This window comes from Nocardia sp. NPDC041819 (assembly GCF_055590505.1).
The window spans coordinates 124,820-150,004 of record NZ_JBVJAP010000001.1 but is presented as its reverse complement, the minus strand read 5'-3'; the positions used below and the strand labels follow the sequence as shown (position 1 = coordinate 150,004).

Sequence of the window (25,185 nt, the reverse complement as noted above, 5' to 3'; positions counted from 1 at the left end):
GCGATTTTGTTGGCAACCTGGGTCGCCACGTTCGTGCTGTACGTCTTCGTCAAACCCGACGAAACCACCACCGCTCCGGCCACCCTGGTCAACGCTGTTCCAGCAGCGGTGATCACGGAACCGCCGGGCCGCTGAGCCGAGCGCGACGGCCCGCCGCCGCGCTGTCACCCATGGTTGACGACGCAGGCCGCGACCGGTTGCTGGTTACACTGGCTCCCCGTGATCACCATGCGGAACGTGACCAAGTCGTACAAGACCTCGACGCGACCCGCGCTGGACGACATCACCGTCGATGTGGGCAAGGGCGAGTTCGTCTTCATCATCGGACCGTCCGGCTCGGGCAAATCGACCTTCATGCGATTGCTGCTGAAGGAGGAGGCGCCGACGGCGGGCGAGATCAGAGTCGCCGATTTCCGGGTCGACCGGTTACCCGGCCGCAAGGTGCCCAAGTTACGCCAGCGCATCGGGTGCGTGTTCCAGGATTTCCGGCTGCTGCAGCAGAAGACGGTGTACCAGAACGTCGCGTTCGCGCTGGAGGTGATCGGCAAGCGGCGCCAGTTCATCGACCGCACCGTTCCCGAGGTGCTCGACATGGTGGGACTCGGCGGCAAGGCCGACCGGCTGCCGACCGAGCTTTCCGGTGGTGAACAGCAGCGCGTCGCGATCGCGCGGGCGTTCGTGAACCGGCCGCTGGTCCTGCTGGCCGACGAACCGACCGGCAATCTCGATCCCGATACCAGCGCCGACATCATGATGCTGCTGGAGCGGATCAACCGCGTCGGCACCACGGTGGTGATGGCCACCCACGACAACCACATCGTCGACGCGATGCGCAGGCGGGTGGTCGAGCTCGACCACGGGCGCCTGGTGCGAGACGAGGCCACGGGCGTGTACGGGGTGGGCCGGTAATGCGCGCGAGCTTCCTGTTCGGCGAGGTCTTCGCGGGCCTGCGCCGCAACGTCACGATGACCATCGCGATGATCCTGACCACGGCGGTCTCGCTCACCATGCTCGGCGGCGGTCTGCTCGCGGTGCGCATCGCGGACAAGACCGAGCAGTACTTCCTGGACCGGCTGGAGGTGCGGCTGTACCTCACCGAAGACGTCTCGGCCAACGATCCGGACTGCTCGCAGGACCCGTGCCGGTCGCTCATGGCGGACCTGAAGGCCACCGGCGGCGTGGAGTCGGTCCAGTTCCTCAATCGGGAGGAGGCCGTCCGCGAGGCCAAGGAGAAGACCTTCAAGGACCAGCCCGAGCTGGCCAAATACGTCAGCGAGACGCCGCTGCCCGCGTCACTGCGGGTGAAGATGGAGGACGCGGAGCTCTACCCCACGATCTACGAGAAGTTCTACGATCGCCCCGGCGTCGGCATGGTGCGCAACGACAAGGACATCGTGGACCGGCTGGTCAGCCTGTTCGACGGGTTGCGCAACGCGGCCTTCGGTCTGGCCGTGCTGCAAGCGCTGGCCGCGGTGATGCTGATCGCCAACATGGTGCAGATCGCCGCGTTCACCCGGCGCACCGAGGTCGGCATCATGCGGTTGGTCGGCGCGACCCGCTGGTACACCCAGTTGCCGTTCCTGCTCGAGGCCATGGTCGCCGCGCTGGCCGGCTCGGTGCTCGCGGTGCTGGGTCTGCTCATCGCCCGTCCGCTGGTGATCGACCGCGCCCTCGGCGACCTGTTCGCCAGCAAGGTCTTCCCCCGCATCACCGGCGACGACATCGCGATGACCGCGCTGGTCATCGCCCCGGTCGGCATCGTCTTCGCGGCGATCACGGCCTACGCGACGCTGCGCTACTACGTGCGCGAGTGAGCGCCGGAGCCGGTGGCCACCGCGCCACCGGCTCGTCCGGGCCGGGCCTTCCTGTCTGCGAACCTCACAGCACGAGGTCGGTCGACTGATCCCGGTCGAGCTGGATCCGGATCGGCAGGTCGACGGCGAACGCGGTCTGCGGTTTCGAGCCGGGCGAGCCGATAGGGGCCGACGCTGTGGTCGAGACCGTCGAGCCGGTCCGTTGACATGACTGGGCGAGATGACCTCGATGGCGATCTTCGAATAGTGGGCGGGCACCGGTCGCACGTCCGCCGGTAGGCACTCGAACGGGGATCTCGGGACGCCGAATCGTCGCGCGGGGCACTTCCCAGAACACCACGGCGAAGTCGTGGTTGGCATCCAGATATGCCGAGGGATCTTCGGCCATATTCTCGCGGGCCGCCGCTTCCAACCTCGCAAGCCGGTCGGTCCCGACAGATCCACACCGTCGTCGCGAGGCGGACGCGCATCCGAGTGCCGGTAACGAAACAGGATCGATCATCACTTTCGCCTTGGAACGGGCGAATCGGCGGCGGCCGCTTCGACTGTTCGGCCCGGCAGCTTCTCCAGCAAGCCGGAAAGTGCAGCTCACCGCCCTGGCACGCGTGGTCTCGCGCGCGGCGCGGACGGTGTCCGATCGCCGACTGCCCAGCTTTGGGCACTTGTCCAGCAAGGCGCGGATTCCCCGCGTATGCTGCCTCTCGACGCCGTTCTTACTCAGCAGTAAGATAGCCTTACTCTGGAGTAAGATAGCCGGAGACAGACCGCACCGAACCGTCCGAGAAAACAGGTGATGATGAGCACTCGAGACAGCGCAACGAAGCGACGTCCAGACACGTCCGCGGTCGGCCTGACCCAACCCAAGCGGGATTGGATGGGCGCGGCGATGCGGGTCATGACGACTCTCACCGGGTCGGAACTCGCCGAGAAATACAACCTGCGCAAGCCGATCGAGCGCGTCACCTATGAGGGCACCAAGACCGGCTTCCGCACGCTCGGCGCGGCGACCCGCGCGTTCGCCAGGGTGGCGGGCAGCGGCGCGCCGAAGCGCCTGGCCACCAACGAGGCGAAGAACAAGGACTTCTTCGACCTGACGCCGTCGGACGAACAGCAGATGATCGTCGAGACGGTGCGGGAATTCGCCGCCGAGATCCTGCGCCCGGCCGCCTACGAGGCCGACAACGCCGCCAAGGCGCCCCGCGACCTGCTCGAGCGCGCCGCCGAACTCGGCATCACCCTGATCAACGTGCCCGAGGAACTCGAGGGTGCGGCCTCCGAGCGCGGTGCGGTGACCAACTCACTGGTCGCCGAGGCGCTCGCGCACGGCGACATGGGTCTGGCCCTGCCCATCCTGGCGCCCAGCGGCGTCGCGGTCGCGCTCTCGCAGTGGGGCAGCGACGCGCAGCAGAAGACCTACCTGCCGTCCTTCACCGGCGAGAACGTGCCGCAGGCCTCCGTGGTGATCAGCGAGCCGCGCGCCCTGTTCGATCCGTTCGCCCTGGACACCAAGGCGGTGCGCTCGCCGAGCGGCTACCGCATCTCGGGCGTGAAGAGCCTGGTCCCCGCTGCGGCCGATGCCGAGCTGTTCCTCGTCGCCGCGGAGCTGGACGGCCGTCCCGCGCTGTTCATCGTCGAGTCGGACGCCCCGGGCCTGGTGGTGGAGGCCGACCCGAGCATGGGTCTGCGCGCCGCGGGCCTGGGCCGCCTGATCCTGGACAACGTCGCGGTCGGCACCGACGCCATCCTGGGCGATGGTGATGCGGCGACCCGCGCCGAGGAGTACGCCGACGCCGTGCGCCTGGCCCGCCTCGGCTGGGCTTCGCTCGCCGCGGGCACCGGTAAGGCCGTGCTGGACTACGTGATCCCGTACGTGAACGAGCGCGAAGCGTTCGGCGAGCCGATCTCGCACCGTCAGGCGGTCGCCTTCATGGTCGCCAACATCGCCATCGAACTCGACGGCCTGCGGCTGGTGACGCTGCGTGGCGCTTCCCGCGCGGAGCAGGGCCTGTCCTTCGGCCGCGAGGCGGCGCTGGCCCGAAAGCTCGCCACCGACAAGGGCATGCAGATCGGCCTCGACGGCGTGCAGCTGCTCGGCGGTCACGGCTTCACCAAGGAACACCCGGTCGAGCGCTGGTACCGCGACCTGCGGGCCATCGGCATCGCCGAAGGTGTCGTGCTCATCTAACCGGCCCGTTCCGTTTTCCAGGAGACCTCCCCCATGATCAATCTCGAACTCCCCAAGAAGCTGCGGGCCAGCGCCAACCAGGCGCACCAGGTCGCGCAGGAGATCTTCCGCCCGATCTCGCGCAAGTACGACCTCGCCGAGCACGACTACCCGGTCGAGCTGGACACCATGGCCGCCATGGTCGAGGGTCTGGCCGACTCCGGCACCCAGAAGATCGGCGGCGCCGCCGGTGGCCGTTCCGACGACAGCGACACCGACCGTCACGCCACCGAGCTGCTCGGCAACACCAACGGCGGCAACATGTCCGCGCTGCTGAACGCGCTGGAGACCTCGTGGGGCGATGTCGGCCTCATGCTGTCGATCCCCTACCAGGGCCTGGGCAACGCGGCCATCGCCGCCGTGGCCACCGACGAGCAGTTGAAGCGCTTCGGCAAGGTGTGGGCCTCGATGGCGATCACCGAGCCGTCGTTCGGCTCCGACTCCGCCGCCGTGTCCACCACCGCAGTGCTCGACGGCGACGAGTGGGTGCTCAACGGCGAGAAGATCTTCGTCACCGCGGGCCAGCGCTCGACCCACATCGTGGTCTGGGCGACGGTGGACAAGAGCCTCGGACGCGCGGCGATCAAGTCGTTCGTCGTGCCGCGCGACGCTCCCGGCCTCTCGGTGGCCCGGCTCGAGCACAAGCTCGGCATCAAGGCCTCCGACACCGCCGTGCTGCTGTTGCAGGACTGCCGGATTCCGAAGGACAACATCCTCGGCAGCCCGGAAGTCAACGTGGAGAAGGGTTTTGCCGGGGTCATGCAGACCTTCGACAACACCCGACCGCTCGTCGCCGCGATGGCGATCGGCGTCGCCCGCGCCGCGCTCGAAGAGCTGCGCTCGATCCTGACCGACGCCGGTGTGGAGATCTCCTACGACACCCCGGCCAACAACCAGCACGCCGCCGCCGCCGAATTCCTGCGGATGGAAGCCGATTACGAGGCCGCCTACCTGCTCGCCCTGCGTGCCGCGTGGATGGCCGACAACAAGAAGCCCAACTCACTCGAGGCGTCCATGTCCAAGGCGAAGGCGGGCCGCACCGGCACCGACGTCACCTTGAAGGCCGTCGAACTGGCCGGAGCCATCGGCTACTCCCAGCGCACCCTGCTGGAGAAGTGGGGCCGTGACTCGAAGATCCTGGACATCTTCGAAGGCACCCAGCAGATCCAGCAGCTCATCGTGGCCCGCCGCGTCCTCGGCAAGACCAGCGCCGAGCTGAAGTGATACCGGCGTAGACGATCCGGGTAGCGAAATCCGGTGCGAGCTTCTCGGACTCGCACCGGATTTTCCGTTTCCAGTCCATCGAGCAAAACGAATGACGTGTCCACCGAACAGATTTGGTGATCAGGCGTCTATGGCTTCCGGACCGGATGTTCCGTATCCTTCGCGCCCATGTGGAGCATTGTTCTCATTTCGATTGTCAGTTGTTTCGCGATCGCCGCCGGATTCGCGTGGGGGTTGCCCGGCGACTGAGGCAGCTCAGGATCGGGTTCGATCCGGCGGTGCGGCACTCCGGCGCGCGAGCTGCGCGGCGGTGAGGTCGGCCGTCCAGAGGGGCTGGAGCATGTGCCAATCGGCGGGGTGGGCGGCGATACCGGCGGCGAAGCGATCGGCCAGCGCCTGGGTGGTCTCGCCCACTCCACGGCTGGTGTCGAGCGGGGGATCCACGTGCACTCCCCAACCGTCCGGGGTGAACCAGCAGTGCACGGGAAGCAGTGGCGCGCCGGTGTCGATTGCCAGCCGGGCCGGACCGGCAGGCAGCCGAGCAGGCTCACCGAAGAAGGTGACTGGTACGCCCGTACCGGACAGGTCGCGTTCACCGAGCAGTCCGACTATCCGTCCCTGCCGGATCCTGGCGAGCAGCTGCGGGAACGGCGGCGTCGCGGTGCCGGTGAGCGGGATGATCTCGAAACCCAGACGTTCACGGAAACGGACGAAGCGCCGGAACAATGATTCCGGCGCGAGCCGCTCCGCGACCACAGTCGGTGAGCCGACGCGCTGTACCAGCCAGACTCCGGCCAGGTCCCAATTACCGCTGTGCGGCAGGGCGAGCACCGCGCCGGTGCCGCGTTCGACCGCTTGGTGGATGTGTTCAAGCCCGGTCGCCGAGGATTCGATGGCGTCGGCCAGCCGCACCGGGTCCATCGACGGCAGCCGAAAGGCTTCGCGCCAGTACCGGGCATAGGAGCGCAGGCTCGCCCGGACCAGCGCATGCGGCACCTCGTCCGGCTCGGTGCCCAGGACACGGGAGAGATTGCGGCGCAACTGGTTCGGTCCACCGTCGCGGGCCGCGCGTTCGGCTCCCGCGTCGAAGAGGCGGACGGCCAGCGATTCCGGCAGGGCACGCACCAGCCGCCAGCCGGCGGCGTAACCCAGGTCCCAAACCCGGCCGGCCGGATGCACTAATCGCCGCCGGAGTCGACCGGTCCCGCTTCGTCGGTCACCGCGGACGGCGTCGCCGAGACGACGTCGCTGAATACGGGCACGGGAACGCCGGCCGCGGGCGCGCCGACCTCGGCGGGCTCACTCGGATGGCTGAACAACGGTGACCGGTTACTTCGATGCATTTTCTGGATTCTCCGCTCATTCGCGATCGATGACGCCCGATTGGGTGGCACACCGTACAGATACGGTCACCGCCGCCGCGGATTCGGCGGTCGCCTCGAAACCCACACTACCCTCGGCCAGACCATACGGAACGGTTTATCGAGGATGCACCCCCGCACGCCCCCGGTCGGCAGCCACATCGTTGATGCCACGATGTCCACGAGCGGGCCTGCGAACGCCGTCGGCGGCCCGTTTCGCAGAGGCCTCGCGCGGCATGGAAACCGCTGCGCCCCTGGGATCTATTGCGCTCGGCCCGCTGACGAGCAAGCCGCTGCGTCGATGAGTCAACGACACGATCACGCCATTCGGCGCTCACCCCTGGACAGGCGGCGCACCGACCAGGCAGCCTATCGCCCTGAGTCGCTGGATCGACGAATCAGCGGACGTATTTTCACTCGAGCTGTACCAGAAAACTTCGAGGAGAACTGGTTATGCAACGACTGAGTCTTACGCGTCGCCTCGCTACCGCCTTCGCCGCCTCCGCGGTGCTGGTAGCGCCCTTCGCCGGGCACGCCGCCGCGCAGCCGGCCACGATGGACTGGACTGCCGCGGCGCAGCAACTGCGTGCAGCCGCGGCCGGGAACGCGGCGGCCGAGCAGGCGGTGGATCGGCTGATCGCCTCCGGGCAGCTGGCCGAGGCCGAGCAGGTGGCCTTGCCCGCGCAACCGTTCCAGATTCCCGCGCAGTCGGATATCGGACGAGGAGAGGGTCCTGGCGTATACGGATCGGGAATCGCTCTCGGGGTCGACGGATTCCGTCTGGGGTTCTTCGGCGGACCCGGCACCATCTCGCCGAACCAGGGCGGCGCGAAGCTCGAAGTGCTGTGGATCAACTTGGCCAACGGACGCAGCGGCACCGAACTTCTCTACGAGCACAACGATGTTCCGGTGGACACCACCATTCGCACCCGCGCCCTGGACACCGGCGCGGGCCCGGTCGTCGCCGCGGTGTATGGATCGCTGTGGCACCGCTGGTCGGTGCCCGTGAGCGACGAGAACCCGGACGGATACGCCTACCGGCTGGGCACGATCTCGGTCCCGTCGTTCGGCGCCGTCTACAACTGAGATCGCGCGGGCTCCGGCTCCCGCCGCCGCGGGGCCGGAGCCCTCGGTTTGTCGGACGATACGTACTTCCGTAACTTTTGGATTCGTGAGTCTGGAAGACCGAGTCGCCGAGCTGGAGCGGCGGCTCAGCGCGCTGGAAGAGAATGTACGGCCGGAGAGCCTTCCTCCGGTCACCGCGGAGTGGGCGGTGGCTCGCCTGCAGGAGGAGTTCGCGGCGGCCGACGAGCCCAACGGCGGCGTCCTCTTCGCCGGGTCGGTCCGCCTGCCCAACGACCAGCAGCGCGCATGGCAAGCCAGGTTCACCACCGGCGACCTCATCGAGGACGACTGGGCCGAGACCGCCGAATGCCTTGCCGCATTGGGCAGCCCGGTCCGGCTGCGTCTGCTGCGCGAGATCATGGGCGGGCGCAGAACCGCGGCAGAACTCGCCGGGGTGGACGGTGTCGGCGACTCCGGCCAGATCTATCACCATCTGCGGCAGCTGGCCGCGGTGGGTTGGCTGCACACCGCGGGCCGCGGCCGGTTCGAGGTCCCGGCCGCCAGGGTGGTTCCGTTACTGGTCGCCCTCGCCAGCGCCAGGCGCTGATCCGGGCGCCGCCCCGGCGGCGACGTATCCGGCGGTGGCGAGCACCGCGCCCATCTGCTCGTAGGCCGCGCGTTCCCGGGGCGCGATCGTAGCGAGGCCGTCGACGTAGCGGTTGAACATGCAGAACGCGGCCGCTACCAGTACCGCGTCGTGGATGTCCTCGTCTTTCGCACCCGCCGCGCGCGCCTGCTCGACGTCCTCGGGGGTCACCGCCAGCCCCGACTGCCGCACCTTGTCCGCGATCCGCAGCAGCGCACGGAGTTTCGGACCGATCGCGGCGGACTCCACGTCTTCGATGACGGCATCGATCACGTCGCGACCGCCGTCCACCAGCACCGCCGCCGTCGCCGCGTGCGACTGTGTGCAGAAATAGGTCTCGTTGCGCGAGGACACGTACGCGGCGATCGTCTCGCGCTCCCCCGGCGTCAGCGGAGACGACCCACGCAACAAGGTTTGCGCGAATTCGCTCAGCGCCGCGCCCGTTTCGGGTTTGAACGCGAACAGACTCCGGATGCCGGGCAGATCGGCGGGAACATCGATGAACGGTTGGCGGTCCTGTGGAGCGGACATCGGCCGCATCTCCCTTCGAGCGGGCTCGGGACGTTGCGAGGGTAACGCTACCGACCGGTAGCCACTAGCCGAAACCTGGAATCGGGCCGCGCACCGCTCCTACCAGCGGCGGACGCTGCCGATCCGAGACTGATTTGTCCGGTTCAATTGTGACCTGTCACACTCCGCACTGCTACGGTGGCAAGTCAACACGCCGTACCGGTTCGCTAGGTCGAGGACCGACGCGAGGGTTTTGTGGAGGTAATTCGACATGAACTTGGCCCACACGCTGGAGGCCGTGAAGGCGCTGGGTGTGCTGCGCTCCCGGGGTGTCACCGATCCCAGGAAGCCACTGGAAACGCTGCGGACGATGAAGGAATCGCGCATCCTCGGCCCCCAGGCCACCTTGATCAGGCACTCCGCGCGCGTGGCGCCGGACGCGCCCGGCATCGTGGACGAGGCAGGCGCCTTGACCTACCGCGAACTGGACGACCGGTCCACGGCCGTCGCCCGCGGATTGCAGGCGGCGGGCATCACCGAGGGCATGGTGATCGGCCTGCTCGCGCGCGATCACCGCGGCCTGATCATCGCCATGGCCGCCGCGGGCAAGCTCGGCGTGCGGGTGGCACTGATGAACACCGGGTTCGCCAAGCCGCAGTTCGCCGAGGTGTGCCAGCGCGAGAAGGTCAGGGCGGTGCTGCACGACAGCGAGTTCCTCGGCCTGCTCGACGCGCTGCCCACCGACCTGCCGCGCTACCTCACCTGGGTCGACGAGGGCACCGCACTGCCCGAGGGCGCGCAGACCATCGACGACCTGGTCGCCGCCAACTCCGCCGATCCGCTGCCCGCGCCGAGCAAGCCCGGTGGCTTCATCATCCTGACCAGTGGCACCACCGGCCTGCCGAAGGGCGCGCCGCGCACCAAGGTCACTCCGCTGTCCACCGCGCAGATGGTCGATCGCATCCCGTTCCCGCAGCGCGGCACCCAGGTGATCGTCTCGCCGATCTTCCACAGCACCGGCCTGGCCACCTGGCTGGTCGGCGCGGCCCTGTCCAACAAGGTGGTGGTGCGCCGCCGGTTCGACGCCGAGGCGACGCTCGCCCTGGTCGCCGAGCACAAGGCCGACATGCTCGTGGCGGTGCCCACGATGCTGCACCGGATGGTCGAGCTCGATCCGGCGATCCGGGCGAAGTACGACACGTCCTCCCTGAAGGCGATCGTGCTGGCCGGTTCGGCGCTGTCGCCCGAACTCACCATCAAGGCCACCGAGGCGTTCGGCCCGGTGCTCTACAACCTCTACGGCTCCACCGAGTGCGCCGTGGCGACCGTGGCGAATCCGGAGGATCTGGCACTCGCGCCCGGCACCGTCGGACGCGCGCCGATCACCTGTGAAGTGCGGCTCTACGACGAGAACGACCAGCGCGTCACCGCCATCGACACCACGGGCCGGATCTTCATCCGCAGCGGCGCGCCGTTCGAGGGCTACACCGACGGCAGGCACAAGCAGATCATCGACGGCTACATGTCCAGCGGCGACGTGGGCCACTTCGACGAGAACGGCCTGCTCATGGTGGACGGCCGCGACGACGACATGATCGTGTCCGGCGGCGAGAACGTCTTCCCGCAGGAGGTGGAGAACCTGCTGCTGGAGCGGCCCGACGTCTTCGACGTGGCGGTGGTCGGCGTGGACGACGTGGAGTTCGGAAAGCGCCTGCGCGCCTTCGTCGTCCCCGAGCCGGGCCACGCCCCCGACGGCGAGGAGATCAAGGCGTACGTGAAGAACAACCTTGCGCGGTACAAGGTGCCGCGCGAGGTGGTCTTCCTCGACGACCTGCCGCGCAACGCGACCGGCAAGCTGCTGCGCCGCGTGCTGGTGGACTACGAGGTCCAGGCCTGATCCGCAGCGGGCCGGGCTTCCCCGCCCGGCCCGCTACCAGCGGGTAGCACCCGCTGAGATACATGACACAGCCGGTTACACGAGCTTGCTACTGTTAGCGCCAGCACTGGGTATCGAAATTGCGGTCCGCACCACCCGGAGGACCACCGGGTGACACCGCCGGAAGGTTGTCGTCGATGTCTCTTTCCCTCCCCGCGCTGGGCGGCACCGCCCGCAAGGCGGGCGATCTGGCCCTTGGCGTGAACGTGATGGTCAAGCGGCGGCTGTTCAATCCGCTGCGCCCCGACCACGCGGCGCGGTCGGCGTTCAATATCTTGAAGTTCGGCCCGTTCGCCGGGGTCGTCATGCACGCCGCGCAGACCAGGCCGCACGCCGTGGCCATCGTCGACGAAGGCGGGGAGTTGACCTTCGGCCAGCTCAACGAGCAGTCGAACGCCCTGGCCCGGGGATTGCAGAACAAAGGCATCAATCCCGGTGACGTGGTGGCGATCCTGGCCCGCGACCACCGCGGCATGGTGCTGAGCCTGCTGGCCACCGGCAAGCTCGGCGTGCGCGGGGTGCTGATGAACACCGGGTTCGCCAAGCCGCAGTTCGCCGACGTGGCCGAGCGGGAGAACGTCAAGGCGGTGCTGCACGACAGCGAGTTCATCGACCTGATGAGCGCCATTCCCGCCGCGATCCCGCGCATCCTCACCTGGGTGGACGAGAAGGACAACGCCGATCCCGCGATACCGACCATCGACTCGCTGATCACCGGGCAGTCCGGCGCAGCGCTGCCCGCGCCCGCCAAGCCGGGCGGCATGGTCATCCTGACCAGCGGCACGACCGGCACCCCGAAGGGAGCGCCGCGCGACCGGGTCAGCCCCTTCGCCTCGGCTCAGTTCATCGACCGGGTGCCGCTGCCCAACAACGGCACCATGCTCATGGCGGCGCCGATCTTCCACGGCACCGGCCTGTCCCAGTTCACCCTCGGTCTCGCGCTGGGCAATCGGGTGGTCTTCCAGCAGCGCCGTTTCAACCCCGAGCAGACGCTGGCGAACATCCAGACCTACAAGGCGGATTCGCTGGTCGCGGTGCCGACCATGCTGCAACGCATCCTCGACCTGGATGCGGACGTACTGGCGAAGTACGACGTCAGCAGCGTCAAGGTGATCTTCGCGGCGGGCTCGGCCATCGCGCCCGATGTGGTGACCCGCACGCTGGACCACTTCAACGACAGTCTCTACAACCTGTACGGCTCCACCGAGTGCGCCGTCATGACGGTCGCCACCCCCGAGGATCTGCGCAAGGCGCCGACCACCGCGGGCAAGGCGCCGGTCGGCATCCGGATCGTGCTGCTGGACGAGAACCGCAAGCCGATCACCGAGCCGAACGTCACCGGAACCATCTTCGTGGACAACGGCTTCGCCTTCACCGGCTACACCGACGGCCGTACCAAGGAGGTCGTCGACGGCATGATGTCCAGCGGCGACGTGGGACATTTCGACTCCGACGGCCTGCTCTACATCGACGGCCGCGACGACGACATGATCGTCTCCGGCGGTGAGAACGTCTTCCCGCTCGAGGTGGAGAACCTCATCGCGGGCCGCGACGACATCTTCGAAGCCGCTGTCGTCGGCGTGGACGACCGTGAGTTCGGCAAGCGGCTGCGCGCCTTCGTCGTTCCCGGCCCCGACTCCAAGCGCGACCCGCAGGAGATCAAGGACTACGTCAAGGCGAACCTCGCCCGCTACAAGGTTCCGCGCGAGGTGGTCTTCCTCGACGAGCTGCCCCGCAACGCGACCGGCAAACTGCTGCGCAAGCCGCTGATCGAGATGGAGGTCGAGGCGGGCTGACGGCGCGCGGACCGGGTCTTCCGGGGTGGCGTACGCCGCTCCCCGGAAGACCGAACTATTTCCACTTGGAAAACCGCACGTCACGTCGCCTATCGGCGCTCGCCGATGCGGTCGAGGGCCTGCAATCGGTCGGCTATCATCAGCGGGTGAGTTATGAGTTCGACCGGTCTGCCGCGGGACGTCGCGGCGCCGTCGCGCGGCTGCGCGGTGGGTCGGCCGGTGCGATCTCGGGGGCCATTTCCGTAGCGGCGCACGGCTGGGTTTCGGGCGGCATGCTGCCGGATACCACCGCGGTGGCGCTGCTCGCCGCCGCGTCCGCCGTGATCGGGGCGCTGGTGGCGAGCCTGGCCCCGTTGCGCGACACGTCGTCCGGGCTGATCGCGGCGCTGGTCGCCGGACAGCTGCTCGGGCACTTCACCATGGGGATCAGCTCGGGACACCTGCATCACGGTGATGCCCAGCTGACTCCGGCCATGCTCGCCGCCCACCTGTGCGCGGCCTTCGCGGCGGCCATCGTGATCCGCGGCGCGGAAGCCGCATACCGGATCGGGACCGCGGTGCTGCGCCGCGTGCTCCCGCTGCGCCACACCCCGCCCCGCGTCGCGGACCGCGCCGCTCTGCGGACGCACCACCGCGATCGCGTCGTCCTGCGCGTGTTCGCCGCGGAGGCGTTGCGCACGCGGGCTCCGCCCTTCGCGGTCGTTCTCTGATTTCCTCCCCTACCCGGTGCACGTGGCGCCGTGGCGCGAGTACTGCTCACCGTCATGGCTTTCCCGTGCAGCACGGTATCGCCGCGCACTCTCGTGCCCATACCTGAGCGTGCCGACGCGATGTGCCGTCCGGGTCGCGAACCATCCTTCCGAGCCGCGGTGCGATCACGCTTCCTCTGATGAGCGCGTTCACCGTCGGCCGAAAGGCCGCCGCTTCACGTAGTCCGCGACCAGCGTCCGCGAGGTACGCGCTGTCGCCGCAGTGGCCGCTTGTCCACGGCCACCGGGAAGCGGTGTGCGCCCGTCCGGGGTTCCCGCCGTGAGAAACGAAACGACCGTGAGTACAACAGAAACCATCACTTCCGACGCCGACTTGCCGGAGCCGTCGGACTCCCCCGCCGCCGCCCGCCGGACCACCGCGCGCAATAGCCTGTACGCGCTGGCCATGCGGCTGCACTTCTACGCAGGAGTGTTCGTCGGGCCGTTCATCCTCATAGCGGCCGTCACCGGCGCGCTCTACGCGATCTCGCCGACGCTCGAGTCGATCGCGTCGCGCGACCTGCTGACGGTCACCGAGAGCGGAACGCCGAAGCCGCTGGCGGACCAGGTCGGCGCGGCCGTCGCCACCCGGCCGGATCTGCCGCTCGTCGCCGTCGCCCCGGCGGCCGGCGCCGAAGACACCACTCGCGTACTGTTCAGTGACCCGTCGCTGGGCGAATCCGAGCGGCGGGCGGTGTTCGTGAACCCGTACACCGCGCAGCCGGTGGGCGATGCCGTCGTGTACGGCAGTTCCGGTGCGCTGCCGATGCGCACCTGGATCGATCGTTTGCACCGCGACCTGCATCTGGGCGAGCCCGGCCGGCTCTACAGCGAGCTCGCCGCGTCCTGGCTGTGGATCGTCGCGCTGGCCGGTCTTCTCGTCTGGGTGCGCCGGGTGCGGGGCCGCCGAGCCCGCAACGGCTGGGGATGGCTCTGGGCGGCCGATCGGTCACAGCGCGCCCGGGGCCGCACCCTGAACTGGCACGGTGCGGTCGGGATGTGGGTGCTTCCGCTCGCGCTGCTGCTGTCGGTCACCGGCATGACCTGGTCGACCTACGCGGGCGAGAACATCACCGAACTGCGCGAGCAGCTCAGCTGGACCACTCCGGCGGTCAGCACCTCCTTGCCGGGGGCCGTTGCGTCCGAGCATGATTCGGGCTCCGACCACCACGGCGGCGGCCACGCGGAGCACGCGCTCGCCGACCCGGCAGACCGGATCGCCCAGCTGGATCGGGTGTACGCGACCGCCCGCGCCGCAGGCATCACGCAGGCGGTCGAGATCGCGGTCCCGGCCGCGCCCGGCAAGGCGTTCGCGGTGAAGGAACGCCGGATGCCCGGTATCTACACCGTCGACTCGGTGGCCGTCGACGGCGCGACCGGCACGGTGACCGATCGACTGCCCTACGCCGGGTGGCCGCTGATGGCCAAGCTCACCAACTGGGGCATCCAGTTCCACATGGGGCTGATGTTCGGGCTGCTCAATCAGGTGTTGCTGCTCGCGGCGATGATCGGCCTGATCACCGTGATCGTGCGCGGCTACCTGATGTGGTGGCGCAGACGGCCGACCCGGGACGCGGGCCGGTTCGCCCTCGGCCGGGCTCCGCGACGCGGCGCGCTGCGCAAGTCCTCGCTGTGGCTGGTCATCCCACTGGCGGCCGCCGCGCTGGTGGTGGGGTGGTTCGTCCCACTGGTCGGATGGAGCCTGCTCGTCTTCCTGGCGATCGACGTGCTGATCGGCGTCGCCGGACGCAGTCGCGCCACCGCCTGAATCCCATATCCACGGGTGAACGCCCGTTCTTCCACGACCTACCGAACCTCACAAGGTATGGCCGTCGCTTCGCCATGCCTCCGAAACCAAGGATTTCCATGCACCTCACGAAACTCGCCCTGGCCGCCGCGTTCACGACCGCTGCCGTGAGCATCTGCGCGGGCACGAGTTCCGCCGTGCCCGCCGTTCCCGCCGACGCCGCGTCCACGGAGGCCACGTCGACGGAGCCCACGTCCACAGGGGCCACTTCTACCGAGACCGCCGCCGCGGGTGTCGGCTTCACCGCGCACGCCACCGAGACCTCCAGCATCATCACCACCGATTCCGGCTCGCTGGTGGTCGAGGACCAGGTGCTGAAGCTGAAGGCCGCCGACGGCACCGTCGTCGCGGGCGCGCCGTTGACCTTCCACCTCGACGAGTTCGAATTCCCCATCGCCGCCGAGATCTCCGAGCGCACCGCGACGCTGACGCCACAGTTCGACCTGGCGCACGCGACCTACAAGCCGGTCGCCCTGCCGTTCGAGGACAAGGCGCCGTGGAAGACCGAGTACGACCGCGAGCAGGCCGCCTGGTCCCGTCTGACCAGCACCGTCTCCATGGGCGCCACCATCGGCACGCTGGTCGGCGGTATCGGCGGCGCCTCGGTCGGCTGCATCCTCGGCGGCATCGCCGGAGCGACCGTGGCCGCCGCCACCATCGTCGGCATGTTCGGCCCGTTCATCCCGGCCGCCGCCGTCGGCTGCCTCGGCGGCATCGTCGCCGTCGGCGCCCTCGGCACGGTCGCGGGCCAGATCCTGGTGACGGCCCCGGTCGCCGTCGGCGCGGCGATCATGTACTTCAGCACGATCAACTCGCCCATGCCCAAGGCACCGGAACCCCAGAAGTAACCTTTTCACCCCGGCCCCGGCCCCGGCACCGGGGCCGGGGCTTCGGCGTGATCCGGGGAGGGACGGGACTATTCATTTCCGACCCGGTAATCGGGCTATTTCTCGTCGAGAAGAATCAAAGGCTTGCGCGCTGTAGAACTCGCCTCTTCGATGCCGCCGCGTAGCAAGCGGAGGGGGGCGGCAGCGTCGATCTTTAGGGGAAAAATCCGACCGAGATTACGAAAATTTCTCATACCCGACACCTATCGACACTGCTCGGGTTGCGGGTGAAAGATTGTACCCGACGGTCACTGTCGCCCGTCCGGGGGAAATCCAACAACATCGTCCGATGATTGGACTTCCAATGTTTATCAAGAAATTGGTGGCTACCGCCCTGTTGGCCGTCGCGTCAACGGGCATAGCAATGGCCACAGCACACGGTGAGGGCACCCTGGCAGACCTCACGATGAACGGGGTGGATGGGCCTATCTCCTACACGACAACGCTCGCGGCGGATCACCGCACGGCTACGGTCGACCTGGCTTCGGGACGGTTCGAAGTCACACCGGCAGCGGTCAACGTGCTCTCCGACGAGGGCGCGATCGTCGGCGCGATCCCGACGACACTGCGTATGGAGACCGGTCAGAACTTCAGCGTCATACCATCGGTCGACCCGTCGGCTAGGACACTGACGCTGACACCGGCGGCCGGTGTGCCGTCACCCGGCGCGGTCGCACCCGAGGTGCAGGGCTTGATGCACGACGCCCTGTTCGGCGGCGCCGTGCTCGGCGCGGCGATCGGTTGCGCGATCGGCATCGCCATCGGCATCTGGTTCTTCATCGTCGGCGCCGTCGTCGGGTGCATTGTCGGTGCAGCCGTCGGTGCGTGGTTCGGCTTCTTCTTCACGCCGTTCTGATCGATACGGAGGACCGAATCCAAGTATCTCCACGAGCCGGGCGGGTCACGAACCCACCCGGCTTTCTCTGTGAAAAATGCGCCTGGGGGTCGCGATATGCGGCGGGCTACGTCATGTCGTCGCTATCGCGAGGTCGGCGAGCAAGGTGCGTACATGTCGTTCGATCTGGTGGCGGATGGCACGCACGGCGTCGTGATCTTGTCCGGCGGGGTCGTCGAGTTTCCAGTCGAGATAACGTTTTCCCGGATAGTAGGGGCAGGCGTCACCGCAACCCATGGTGATGACGACATCGGAGGCTTCGACGGCTTCGGGGGTGAGGATCTTCGGTTTCCGGTCGGTGATGTCGATGCCGATCTCGCGCATGACATCGGCGACGACGGGATTGATGCGGTCGGCGGGCGCGGAGCCTGCCGAGCGCACTTCGACTCGGTCGTGCGCGAGGTGAGCGAGCAATGCGGCGGCCATTTGGGAACGCCCGGCGTTATGGACGCAGACGAATAGCACGGTCGGTTTGGCTGACATTCGGCTCGGTGTCTTTCAGTGGGTTGCGGTGGTGTCGCCGGGAACGACAGCGTTGTCGGCGGCTGTCGCCGTGGTGGCCGGGTAGAGGAGTGTGATGAGCGCGAGGCCGATCAGCGCGCCGATGATCTGGGCTGCGATGTAGCCGGGCGCGGAGGCGGGGGCGATTCCGGCGAAGGTATCGGAGAAGACGCGGCCGATGGTCACGGCGGGGTTGGCGAAAGACGTGGAGCTGGTGAACCAGTAGGCCGCCCCGATGTAAGCGGCGACCGCGGCTGCCGACAGCGCGGCCCGTCCGGATCGCGCCAGGGCGAAGACGACCGCGACGAGCCCGGCTGTGGCGACGACTTCCGCGATGAGGTGTCCGCTGGTGATGCGGTGCTGCGTCGAGATCTGCACTGCCGGTCGGTCGAACATGACGTTCGCCAGGATCGCCCCGCTGCCGCCGCCGGCGACCTGAACGGCGACGTAGCCGAGAAGATCTCCGCCCGGTAGACCGGTGCCGTGGCGGCGACCCAGCAACCAGTCCGCGAGGGAGACGACCGGGTTGAAGTGAGCACCGGATACAGGTCCGAAGGCCAGGATGAGCACCGCGAGTCCGAGCACGGTGGCGGTGGAGTTCTCCAGAAGTCGCACGCCGCCGTCGTTCGGGGATAGTTGCTGGGCGGCGATGCCGGAGCCGACCACGACGGTGACCAGCAGGGCCGTGCCGAGGAATTCGGCCACCAGCCGCCGCGTCATTTCGTTCATCGCACCAGCGCTTCCGGAGAGGCGTTGTCCAGCAGGCGCGACAGCCGCCGCAGCACTGCGGGCTCGATGCGGTAATACACCCACGACCCGCGCCGCTCGCTGCTGAGCAGCCCGGCTCCGCGCAGCACTTTCAGGTGGTGCGAGATGGTGGGCTGGCCGACGTCGAACCCTTCCGACAGATCGCACACGCAGGCTTCTTGCCCGGCGTGGCCGGCCACGACCGACAGCAACCGCAACCGCACCGGATCCGACAGGGCCTTGAAGACGCCGGCCAGTTCGGCGGCGGCCTCGGTGGTGAGCGGTTGCCGGACCAGGGGCGTGACCTCACAAGACGGTGAGGTCACGCCGGACAGCGGTAACTCCGATTTCGACACCCATCGATATTGATGTGTATCGAATCCATGGGCAAGCGAACACCTGGTGAATTCGCTGCCGCGAGCGGTCTCCGGTCAGCGGCAGCAGGTGGCGCCGGAGGCGACGGCTTCCTTCTTCGCGTTCGAGCCGCAGCACGCGCCCTCGACGGCGGCTTCCTCGGCGGTGCCGCAGCACGCCTGGACCGCCTCGGCGTCGGACTGCTCGGACGCGCTCTCGGGTTCGGGCGCTCCGCCGAAGGTGTCGCTGTCGGCGAGGACGGTGTAGACCTCCCAGCGCTCGGCGTCCGGGGCAGTGACCCAGACCTTGTCCTGGGTCGCGAAGCAACACGTGGTGGCGATCTCCTCCTCGGTGAACAACCCCGCCGCGGAGAGGCGGGCGATCTCTGCGTGCACCCGGTCGGAGGTCTCGACCTCGACACCGAGGTGGTTGACGCTGCCGCCGTGGCCGGGGTTCTCGATCAGGACGAGCTTGAGCGGCGGTTCGCCGACGGCGAAGTTGGCGTAGCCGGGCTTGCGCTTGGCGGGCTCGGCGCCGAAGAGCGTCGAGTAGAACCGCACGGCACGATCGATGTCATCGACGTTGAGGGCGAGTTGGATGCGGGACATGACTACCTCCACTTGTGTGACATATATCGAAGAACCGGTTCGAGGTCGAGTCTGCCACCTTTTCGACATATGTCAATGAAGTGGGTAGGGTTGACCGCATGCCCAAGACACTGCCCGTGATCGACATGTCCGCCCCGGTCTGCTGCCAGCCGGTCGCGGCCGGGCCGGTGGACGACAATGCCGCGCTGGAGGTGGCGTTGCGGTTGAAAGCGATCGCCGACCCGGTGCGGGTGAAGCTGCTGTCCCTGCTGTTGACCAGCGCTCCTGGCGAAGAGAACGGCGGCGACCTCGCCACAGCGGTGGGACTGTCGGAGTCGACGGTCAGCCATCACCTCGGCCAGCTCCGCAAGGCCGGGTTGGTGGAGTCGGAACGGCGCGGCATGAACACCTTCCACCGCGCCCGTCGCGATGCCCTGGCAGCTCTCTGCGTAGTCCTCGACCCCAACTGCTGCCGCTGAACGCCTTCGCCGTCTGCGTCATGATCAACGGCACATGGTGGAGCGACTCCTCGCGAAATGCCGCAGTCACGTGCCGTTGATCATGAAAATCGCCGGAGAGGTTACTTCGGGAGGGTGGAGACACACTCGTACATGTGGTTGTCGTAGGAGGCCCTGGATGCGAAGGAGGGCAATCCTGAAACGCTCCATAGCATTCGGATGTCTTCGGTGGCGGGGATGTACGTTTCGCTGCCGTCGCAGTTGCAGTAACTGAACGAGGTTCCGCCGAAGTTCTTGCCCGAGGAGTTCAGCGAGCCGGACATCGCTTCCACGAACGCGGAGAATCGCGCCGAGTCACTGGACTCCTCCTCCGCTATCCTGGCGGCATTTTGCGACCAGCCATCGTATTGCTGGATCAACGAGTCGGAAGGCGCCGGTGTACCGGCTGGGAAAGCGATGGCCTCGTAGACACGAGGGCGGTCGCTGAATCCCGTCATCGTCCAATAGATCGATGAGGCATCGCCACGATCGGTGGTGTTGTTGCCGTCCGCCGTGTGGAGGACGCCGCACGCGTGGACGTCCAGGTTCAAGCCGAGGCGGCTCAGCCAGCCCGGCAGCGCGTCCGCGAACTGGTGGACACATGCGTTGTCGTCGCTGCCGTTCTCTTCCGCCCCCGTGGCTGCGATCAGGCAGCCGAACCGAAACGTGTCGAACGCGTCGGCCCTGCCCCCGTTGGAGGCCCGCATGCGATTCTTCAGTGCCTCGGGATTCCGCATCTCGCTCCGGGTGGGCATCTCGAGAATGTCGACCTTCTTCATTCGGACCCTCCTCGACTCGATGGTCATGTGCAGTCGCCATTACGAAAGCGGTCACTGCCGCATCCCCAAGAATGGCGCAGCGCGTTCTCGGCTGTCCTCGCACATTTCGGGTGGTCCTCGCACCTGGCCCGAGGTGGCTGCGCGGAGGGCGTCAAGAGGTGTGCCGGTTGACGAGGAGGGGGATCAAGAGATCGAGCGGGGACAGGTCGGGGGCCGCGTTTTCGACAGGGTGATCGAGAAGGGGGGCGGCGTAGAGGCGGCCGGTATCGGGGCCGGCCACCATTCGGGCACTGGCGATCAACTCGTAGAGCACGATCGCGACCACGTGAGCGCGTTGATCGCTGGGGTGGCGGCCCCGGCACGCGGCGACCGTCAGCGCCGCGTCGACGGCGACGATGACGTCGGTGAGAACGGCTATCTCGGCTTCGGCGCGTTCGTCGTAGATCATGCGGTCGCCTCTGGGTCGCGCTGGTGGTCGTCGACCGCGGCGGGGCGACGGAGCGTCCCCATCAGGAATCTTCTGCACTGACAGGCCCTTCGCGGTCGTCGATCGAGCCGGGACCGGGGACGCAACGCCACCCGGCACGAGGTGGCGTGCCCGATTCGGACGTCCCGTCACACAGGGTTCGGTTGTGCGACAAGGTTTCCCGGTTCCAGGTACACAGGCCACAATGCCGGGGGAAAATGCCTGGTGGAAGGCAACGGACACGCAAGTTCGAGCAATCGGCAGCAACAACCGTTCAGCGGGCCGAGGGGGAACCGTGGCAGAAGTGACGATGTGGACCGGCACGGATGTGAAGACGCTCCGGCACGCGTGCAGGTTGACGCAGAGCGAACTCGCGGAGCTGCTGCGTTGCGGTCAACGGACGGTGAGCTTCTGGGAGAGCCGACCGAACCGCCACGTCGGTATCGGCCATCAAGCGCGGCTGGACAGGGTGTTGAAAGATGCGGACCATGGGGCGCAGCAGCGTTTCCGGGTGTTGATCGGAGACCTGGACGTGAACCGGCGACACTTCATCGCCGCCACCAGCGCGGTCATCGGCGTGGCGACGATGAGCAGCGGTGGTTGTCCGACCGTCACGCCCGACGCGATCGGCCATCTGCGCAACACCGTGCACTCCGCACAACTCCTGGACGACCAGCTGGGGTCGGATGCGGCGCGACCGATCATCGAAGCCCAAGCGCAGACATGCGTGTCGCTGCTGCGCGACTGTCCGCCGAGTCTTCGCCCGGCACTGCAATCGCTGACCGCGGAGGCCATGGCCAGCAGCGCGTGGTCCGCGTGGGATCAGGGCGATCTGGAAAACGCGGACAAGCAGTTTCGAATCGCCTATCGGCACGCGGACGAATCCGGTGATCCCGATATCGCGACCGGCATCCTCTGTCACCGGACCCAACTGGCGGTCCACATGCGCGAATTCCGACCTGCCGCCGCCCTCGCGGACGGAATGCTGCGGCCGCAGGTGAAGGACGGTCGCGTCGACGACTTTCGCAAGCTGTGCGCCGCGCAGGCATTCGCCTCCGCCGGACGGAACTTCGACGCGTGGCGACAGCTGCTTCGAGTACGCGACGAATTCACCGAGCAGACGACTCCGGACGAGTCGTACTGCTACTACCAGAGCGCGTGGACGACCGGCGCCATGACCGCCCGCTGCCTGGAAACGGGTGGCGAGTTCGAAGCGGCGGCCGACACGATCGACGGCGTGCTGGGACTGATTCCGGCCCATGCGGCCCGCGACCGGGCCTTGTGGAATCTCAGCCTCGCGCAACTGACCGCGCCACGTGACGTCGACCGCGCGTGCGCGGCCGCCAGGCATGCCATCGACCTGGCCGCGCGGAACACCTCGCCGCGGCTGCGCCGGGCATACACGGAAACCCGGGCGGGATTCGAACCGTGGGCCGCGACACAACCGGTCCGGGAGCTGGACTTTTACGCGGCGACCGTATTGGTGTAGGCCTCGCCCTGTTTGTCCTCCCACCCCTCGGGTAAGCGATGAATGTCCCGAGTCGCCCCCAAGGGAGCGCTTGTCAACCGAAAGACGCCCGTCCACGCGAGATGGTGTGGGTGGGCGAGGAAAGGGGTAGCAAGTGAGCACAATGGCCGCCACGGTGGACGTCGAGGTTCCGGTTCGTACCGCCTACAACCAGTGGACGCAGTTCGAGTCGTTTCCGCATTTCATGGAGGGTGTCGAAGCAGTGGACCAGCTCGACGACCGGCACACGCACTGGCGTGTTCATGTCGGCCCGTCGACGCGTGAGTTCGACGCGACGATCACCGAGCAGCATCCCGACGAACGGATCGCCTGGAAGTCCGACAGCGGACCCAAACACGCGGGCGTCGTCACTTTCCATCGGCTCGACGACACCCACACCCGGGTGACCGCGCAGATGGACGTCGACCCCGAAGGGTTCGTGGAGAACGTCGCCGACAAGCTCGGGGTGCTGAAGCACCGCGTGAGCGGTGACCTCGAGCGCTTCAAGCACTTCGTCGAAGAACGAGGGCGCGAAACAGGCGCTTGGCGCGGTGATATTCCGCGCCCGGGCGCCGCGGACACCGCCACGGAGCGCGGTGCGGCTCCCCGCCCCGGCGCCGGCCAGACCGGCACCCCTGGTGTCGGCGGAACCGGCGCACCGGGAATGGGCGGAACCGGCACGCCAGGCGTCGGTGGTACGCCGGGCACCGGCGGAACCGGCGCCTGGCCCGGCGGAACCACCCGCCCCTGACGCCTGATCCTCGCGACAACCAGTGCCCCCCGGGTTTTCCCGGGGGGCACCGTCGTGTCAGGCGGAGTCGCGCTCCTCATCGGCGTCGTCCGCCGGGCGCGGTTCGGGCGGCACCTGGACCGGGCGCAGCAAGACCCAAGCCACGAAGGCGAGCGCCACGGCCCCCATACCGAGCCCGGCCCAGAGGTTCACGTTGATCCCGCCGGTCTTGGCCTGCTCCGCCGCGGTGTCGTGCACCAGGCCGGTGACGACGAGAACGACCGCGTAGCACCCGAGCAACGCGCCGACGATGGTGCGGATATCGAAAAGCATTGTGGCGGCTCCTTATCCGACGACAACGTTGAGCGCGATGACGAGCGCGAGCGCGATGCCCGCCAGCAGGACCGGGCGCTGATACCAGGGCAGCGTGCCTGCCTCGGGATCGGTGCGGACCTCCTTGGGCGTCTCCGAGTACACCAGCCCGACCAGTTCGGACGCCGGCTTCGGCCGCGTCACCTGGGTGACGAGGACGCTGACCACGATGTCGACCACGAAGGCCACACCGGCGGCGACGAAACTCGCGCCCTGCCCGGATAACTCGAACACGCCCGTCTCGTGCAGGAGGAAAACCAGGATGGCCGAACCGGTTCCGCAGACCAGCCCCATCCAGCCCGCGGTCGGCGTCATCCGTTTCCAGAACATGCCGAGGATGAACGTGGCGAACAGCGGCGCGTTGAAGAAGCTGAACAGGGTTTGCAGGTAGTCCATCATGTTGCTGAACCCGGAGGCGATGAACGCGGTGAAGATCGCCGCCACGGTCGCTCCGATGGTGGCCAACCGGCCCACGCCGAGGTAGTAGCCGTCCGGGCGGTCGCGGCGCACGTACTGCTGCCACAGGTCGTAGCTGAACACCGTGTTGAAGGCGGAGATGTTGGCCGCCATGCCCGCCATGAACGCCGCGAGCAGGCCGGCCAGCCCCACCCCGAGCAGGCCGTTGGGCAGCACGTCTTTCATCAGGTACAGCAGCGCCTGGTTGTAGGTGGTGTCGCTCTCGAAGTCCGGGTTCGCGGTCACCGCCGCCTTGTACTCCGACATCTGCGGCACCAGCACCGCGCTGATCATGCCGGGGATCACGACGATCAACGGGATGAACATCTTCGGGTAGGCGCCGATGATCGGGGTGCGCCGCGCCGCCGAGATGGAATGCGTCGCCATGGCGCGCTGCACTTCGACGAAGTTCGTGGTCCAGTATCCGAACGACAGCACGAAACCCAGTCCGAACACGATGCCGAGGATCGACAGGAAGTCGTTGCCGAACCCGCTGAGGGCGTTGCCCGGCCAGGATTCCCACTGCTGCGCTCCGCCCGGTGACGCGCCGATCTTGTCGCGCAGGCCGTCCCAGCCGCCGACCTTGTGCAGGCCGACCAGGGTGAGCGGCAGCAGCGCGGCCACGATCACGAAGAACTGGAGCACCTCGTTGTAGATCGCGGCCGACAGACCGCCGAGGGTGATGTAGGACAGCACGATCACCGCGGCCACGATCACCGAGACCCACAGCGGCCAGCCCAGCAGCACGTTCACGATGGACCCGAGTAGATACAGGTTGACCCCGGCGATGAGGATCTGCGCGACGGCGAAACTCAGCGCGTTCACCAGGTGGGCGCCGGTGCCGAAGCGGCGGCGCATGAACTCCGGCACGCTGCGCACCTTGGAGCCGTAGTAGAACGGCATCATCACCACGCCGAGGAACAGCATGGCCGGTACCGCGCCGATCCAGAAGTAGTGGAAGGTCGGGAACCCGTACTCCGCGCCGTTGGCGGACATGCCCATGATCTCCACCGCGCCGAGGTTGGCGGAGATGAACGCCAGGCCGGTCACCCACGCGGGCAGCGAGCGCCCGGACAGGAAGAAGTCGATGCTGGAGGACACGCGCTGCCTGGCCAGCAGGCCGATGCCGATCACGAACACGAAATACAGGGCGACCAGCGCGTAATCGACCGGCTGCGCGTCCAACCGGAGGGTCTCGGCGGCTACCAGGTGCGGGGGTGGGGCGGCCGGGTGCAGGTCGGACACGATCGGCACGGCGGCGAGAACGGACGGATC

26 protein-coding genes and 1 pseudogene are annotated in these 25,185 nt (G+C 67.8%); 16 read left to right on the top strand and 11 right to left on the bottom strand.

What is annotated here, in order from left to right; genetic code table 11:
- The first annotated feature begins 9 nt into the window (after positions 1 to 9).
- The 5 genes from ACZ6DL_RS00720 to ACZ6DL_RS00700 all read left to right on the top strand — a co-directional run bounded on the left by ACZ6DL_RS00720 (position 10) and on the right by ACZ6DL_RS00700 (position 5,262).
- Positions 10 to 135, top strand: coding sequence for a hypothetical protein (locus tag ACZ6DL_RS00720; RefSeq protein WP_357808226.1), 126 nt, complete (start codon positions 10 to 12; stop codon positions 133 to 135).
- An 84-nt stretch (positions 136 to 219) separates the two neighbouring features.
- Entirely contained in the window at positions 220 to 909 is a 690-nt protein-coding gene (ftsE, locus tag ACZ6DL_RS00715) for a cell division ATP-binding protein FtsE (RefSeq protein ID WP_040868868.1), read from the top strand.
- Positions 909 to 1,814, top strand: coding sequence for a permease-like cell division protein FtsX (ftsX, locus tag ACZ6DL_RS00710; protein WP_062969379.1), 906 nt, complete (start codon positions 909 to 911; stop codon positions 1,812 to 1,814). Before ftsE ends, ftsX begins: the two co-directional genes overlap by 1 nt.
- A gap of 790 nt (positions 1,815 to 2,604) precedes the next feature.
- Positions 2,605 to 3,999, top strand: coding sequence for an acyl-CoA dehydrogenase family protein (locus tag ACZ6DL_RS00705; RefSeq protein WP_373686132.1), 1,395 nt, complete (start codon positions 2,605 to 2,607; stop codon positions 3,997 to 3,999).
- 33 nt (positions 4,000 to 4,032) lie between these two features.
- A complete protein-coding gene (locus ACZ6DL_RS00700; RefSeq protein WP_466048072.1) occupies positions 4,033 to 5,262 on the top strand; it encodes an acyl-CoA dehydrogenase family protein in 1,230 nt (409 codons plus the stop codon).
- A 255-nt stretch (positions 5,263 to 5,517) separates the two neighbouring features.
- On the opposite strand, the gene ACZ6DL_RS00695 is transcribed toward ACZ6DL_RS00700, so the two are convergent.
- Together ACZ6DL_RS00695 and ACZ6DL_RS00690 are read right to left on the bottom strand one after the other, a co-directional pair.
- Positions 5,518 to 6,441 (bottom strand): phosphatidylinositol mannoside acyltransferase, encoded by a 924-nt coding sequence (locus tag ACZ6DL_RS00695; RefSeq protein WP_466048070.1) that lies wholly within the window; start codon positions 6,439 to 6,441, stop codon positions 5,518 to 5,520.
- Complete coding sequence (locus tag ACZ6DL_RS00690) at positions 6,441 to 6,605, bottom strand: hypothetical protein (protein WP_466048068.1); 165 nt, start codon at positions 6,603 to 6,605, stop codon at positions 6,441 to 6,443. The genes ACZ6DL_RS00695 and ACZ6DL_RS00690 overlap by 1 nt, the downstream gene beginning before the upstream one ends.
- Positions 6,606 to 7,076: 471 nt before the next feature.
- Here ACZ6DL_RS00690 and ACZ6DL_RS00685 point away from each other — a divergent pair, with 471 nt between their 5' ends.
- Entirely contained in the window at positions 7,077 to 7,709 is a 633-nt protein-coding gene (locus ACZ6DL_RS00685) for a hypothetical protein (RefSeq protein ID WP_393227938.1), read from the top strand.
- Positions 7,710 to 7,794: 85 nt separating this feature from the next.
- Positions 7,795 to 8,295, top strand: a complete 501-nt coding sequence (locus tag ACZ6DL_RS00680) for an ArsR/SmtB family transcription factor (RefSeq protein ID WP_466048066.1) — start codon at positions 7,795 to 7,797, stop codon at positions 8,293 to 8,295.
- Here the strand turns inward: ACZ6DL_RS00680 and ACZ6DL_RS00675 are convergent.
- Positions 8,263 to 8,865 carry a carboxymuconolactone decarboxylase family protein gene (locus ACZ6DL_RS00675; RefSeq protein ID WP_466048064.1) on the bottom strand — a complete coding sequence of 201 codons (603 nt, stop codon included), beginning with the start codon at positions 8,863 to 8,865 and terminating at the stop codon, positions 8,263 to 8,265. The genes ACZ6DL_RS00680 and ACZ6DL_RS00675 overlap by 33 nt on opposite strands.
- 250 nt (positions 8,866 to 9,115) lie before the next feature.
- Here ACZ6DL_RS00675 and ACZ6DL_RS00670 point away from each other — a divergent pair, with 250 nt between their 5' ends.
- The 6 genes from ACZ6DL_RS00670 (at position 9,116) to ACZ6DL_RS00645 (ending at position 16,875) form a co-directional block, all read left to right on the top strand.
- Positions 9,116 to 10,741 carry an acyl-CoA synthetase gene (locus tag ACZ6DL_RS00670; RefSeq protein ID WP_466048062.1) on the top strand — a complete coding sequence of 542 codons (1,626 nt, stop codon included), beginning with the start codon at positions 9,116 to 9,118 and terminating at the stop codon, positions 10,739 to 10,741.
- Between the two features lie 176 nt (positions 10,742 to 10,917).
- A complete protein-coding gene (locus tag ACZ6DL_RS00665) occupies positions 10,918 to 12,576 on the top strand; it encodes an acyl-CoA synthetase (RefSeq protein WP_466048060.1) in 1,659 nt (552 codons plus the stop codon).
- Between the two features lie 146 nt (positions 12,577 to 12,722).
- Complete coding sequence (locus tag ACZ6DL_RS00660) at positions 12,723 to 13,286, top strand: hypothetical protein (protein WP_466048058.1); 564 nt, start codon at positions 12,723 to 12,725, stop codon at positions 13,284 to 13,286.
- 337 nt (positions 13,287 to 13,623) lie between these two features.
- Positions 13,624 to 15,093 (top strand): PepSY-associated TM helix domain-containing protein, encoded by a 1,470-nt coding sequence (locus ACZ6DL_RS00655; protein ID WP_466048056.1) that lies wholly within the window; start codon positions 13,624 to 13,626, stop codon positions 15,091 to 15,093.
- A gap of 98 nt (positions 15,094 to 15,191) precedes the next feature.
- A complete protein-coding gene (locus ACZ6DL_RS00650) occupies positions 15,192 to 15,980 on the top strand; it encodes a DUF8020 domain-containing protein (RefSeq protein WP_466048054.1) in 789 nt (262 codons plus the stop codon).
- A 274-nt stretch (positions 15,981 to 16,254) separates the two neighbouring features.
- On the top strand, positions 16,255 to 16,875 hold the full coding sequence (locus ACZ6DL_RS00645; RefSeq protein ID WP_466048052.1) for a DUF8020 domain-containing protein: 621 nt from the start codon (positions 16,255 to 16,257) through the stop codon (positions 16,873 to 16,875).
- 111 nt (positions 16,876 to 16,986) lie between these two features.
- Here ACZ6DL_RS00645 and ACZ6DL_RS00640 read toward each other — a convergent pair whose 3' ends face one another.
- The 4 genes from ACZ6DL_RS00640 to ACZ6DL_RS00625 form a co-directional block, all read right to left on the bottom strand.
- Positions 16,987 to 17,397 (bottom strand): arsenate reductase ArsC, encoded by a 411-nt coding sequence (locus tag ACZ6DL_RS00640; RefSeq protein WP_466048050.1) that lies wholly within the window; start codon positions 17,395 to 17,397, stop codon positions 16,987 to 16,989.
- 15 nt (positions 17,398 to 17,412) lie between these two features.
- Positions 17,413 to 18,144 (bottom strand): aquaporin, encoded by a 732-nt coding sequence (locus ACZ6DL_RS00635; RefSeq protein ID WP_466048048.1) that lies wholly within the window; start codon positions 18,142 to 18,144, stop codon positions 17,413 to 17,415.
- Positions 18,141 to 18,518 (bottom strand): ArsR/SmtB family transcription factor, encoded by a 378-nt coding sequence (locus ACZ6DL_RS00630; protein ID WP_466048046.1) that lies wholly within the window; start codon positions 18,516 to 18,518, stop codon positions 18,141 to 18,143. Before ACZ6DL_RS00630 ends, ACZ6DL_RS00635 begins: the two co-directional genes overlap by 4 nt.
- Positions 18,519 to 18,593: 75 nt before the next feature.
- The gene (locus tag ACZ6DL_RS00625) at positions 18,594 to 19,124 is read right to left on the bottom strand and encodes an ArsI/CadI family heavy metal resistance metalloenzyme (RefSeq protein WP_466048044.1); all 531 of its coding nucleotides are present in this window, start codon (positions 19,122 to 19,124) and stop codon (positions 18,594 to 18,596) included.
- 98 nt (positions 19,125 to 19,222) lie between these two features.
- On the opposite strand from ACZ6DL_RS00625, the gene ACZ6DL_RS00620 reads away from it, so the two are divergent.
- The gene (locus tag ACZ6DL_RS00620) at positions 19,223 to 19,582 is read left to right on the top strand and encodes an Rv2640c family ArsR-like transcriptional regulator (protein WP_466048042.1); all 360 of its coding nucleotides are present in this window, start codon (positions 19,223 to 19,225) and stop codon (positions 19,580 to 19,582) included.
- Between the two features lie 101 nt (positions 19,583 to 19,683).
- Here ACZ6DL_RS00620 and ACZ6DL_RS00615 read toward each other — a convergent pair whose 3' ends face one another.
- On the bottom strand, positions 19,684 to 20,379 hold the full coding sequence (locus tag ACZ6DL_RS00615; protein WP_466048040.1) for a hypothetical protein: 696 nt from the start codon (positions 20,377 to 20,379) through the stop codon (positions 19,684 to 19,686).
- Positions 20,380 to 20,530: 151 nt separating this feature from the next.
- Positions 20,531 to 20,827 carry a hypothetical protein gene (locus tag ACZ6DL_RS00610; RefSeq protein WP_466048038.1) on the bottom strand — a complete coding sequence of 99 codons (297 nt, stop codon included), beginning with the start codon at positions 20,825 to 20,827 and terminating at the stop codon, positions 20,531 to 20,533.
- Positions 20,828 to 21,140: 313 nt separating this feature from the next.
- Here ACZ6DL_RS00610 and ACZ6DL_RS00605 point away from each other — a divergent pair, with 313 nt between their 5' ends.
- Together ACZ6DL_RS00605 and ACZ6DL_RS00600 are read left to right on the top strand one after the other, a co-directional pair.
- On the top strand, positions 21,141 to 22,334 hold the full coding sequence (locus tag ACZ6DL_RS00605; RefSeq protein WP_466048036.1) for a helix-turn-helix domain-containing protein: 1,194 nt from the start codon (positions 21,141 to 21,143) through the stop codon (positions 22,332 to 22,334).
- 133 nt (positions 22,335 to 22,467) lie between these two features.
- Positions 22,468 to 22,926: pseudogene (locus tag ACZ6DL_RS00600) on the top strand (SRPBCC family protein); the annotation flags it as partial.
- 234 nt (positions 22,927 to 23,160) lie between these two features.
- Here ACZ6DL_RS00600 and ACZ6DL_RS00595 read toward each other — a convergent pair.
- The gene (locus ACZ6DL_RS00595; protein ID WP_466048034.1) at positions 23,161 to 23,415 is read right to left on the bottom strand and encodes a hypothetical protein; all 255 of its coding nucleotides are present in this window, start codon (positions 23,413 to 23,415) and stop codon (positions 23,161 to 23,163) included.
- Between the two features lie 12 nt (positions 23,416 to 23,427).
- Positions 23,428 to 25,119 (bottom strand): sodium:solute symporter family protein, encoded by a 1,692-nt coding sequence (locus ACZ6DL_RS00590; RefSeq protein WP_357963143.1) that lies wholly within the window; start codon positions 25,117 to 25,119, stop codon positions 23,428 to 23,430.
- Positions 25,120 to 25,185: the final 66 nt, after the last annotated feature.

Excerpts from the sequence above, each read along its gene's own strand:
- ftsX (WP_062969379.1), top strand. The coding sequence starts at position 909 with ATGCGCGCGAGCTTCCTGTTCGGCGAGGTCTTCGCGGGCCTGCGCCGC.
- ACZ6DL_RS00700 (WP_466048072.1), top strand. The coding sequence starts at position 4,033 with ATGATCAATCTCGAACTCCCCAAGAAGCTGCGGGCCAGCGCCAACCAG.
- ACZ6DL_RS00690 (WP_466048068.1), bottom strand. The coding sequence starts at position 6,605 with ATGCATCGAAGTAACCGGTCACCGTTGTTCAGCCATCCGAGTGAGCCC.
- ACZ6DL_RS00685 (WP_393227938.1), top strand. The coding sequence starts at position 7,077 with ATGCAACGACTGAGTCTTACGCGTCGCCTCGCTACCGCCTTCGCCGCC.
- ACZ6DL_RS00675 (WP_466048064.1), bottom strand. The coding sequence starts at position 8,865 with ATGTCCGCTCCACAGGACCGCCAACCGTTCATCGATGTTCCCGCCGAT.
- ACZ6DL_RS00670 (WP_466048062.1), top strand. The coding sequence starts at position 9,116 with ATGAACTTGGCCCACACGCTGGAGGCCGTGAAGGCGCTGGGTGTGCTG.
- ACZ6DL_RS00665 (WP_466048060.1), top strand. The coding sequence starts at position 10,918 with ATGTCTCTTTCCCTCCCCGCGCTGGGCGGCACCGCCCGCAAGGCGGGC.
- ACZ6DL_RS00650 (WP_466048054.1), top strand. The coding sequence starts at position 15,192 with ATGCACCTCACGAAACTCGCCCTGGCCGCCGCGTTCACGACCGCTGCC.
- ACZ6DL_RS00640 (WP_466048050.1), bottom strand. The coding sequence starts at position 17,397 with ATGTCAGCCAAACCGACCGTGCTATTCGTCTGCGTCCATAACGCCGGG.
- ACZ6DL_RS00635 (WP_466048048.1), bottom strand. The coding sequence starts at position 18,144 with ATGAACGAAATGACGCGGCGGCTGGTGGCCGAATTCCTCGGCACGGCC.
- ACZ6DL_RS00625 (WP_466048044.1), bottom strand. The coding sequence starts at position 19,124 with ATGTCCCGCATCCAACTCGCCCTCAACGTCGATGACATCGATCGTGCC.
- ACZ6DL_RS00620 (WP_466048042.1), top strand. The coding sequence starts at position 19,223 with ATGCCCAAGACACTGCCCGTGATCGACATGTCCGCCCCGGTCTGCTGC.
- ACZ6DL_RS00615 (WP_466048040.1), bottom strand. The coding sequence starts at position 20,379 with ATGAAGAAGGTCGACATTCTCGAGATGCCCACCCGGAGCGAGATGCGG.
- ACZ6DL_RS00610 (WP_466048038.1), bottom strand. The coding sequence starts at position 20,827 with ATGATCTACGACGAACGCGCCGAAGCCGAGATAGCCGTTCTCACCGAC.
- ACZ6DL_RS00595 (WP_466048034.1), bottom strand. The coding sequence starts at position 23,415 with ATGCTTTTCGATATCCGCACCATCGTCGGCGCGTTGCTCGGGTGCTAC.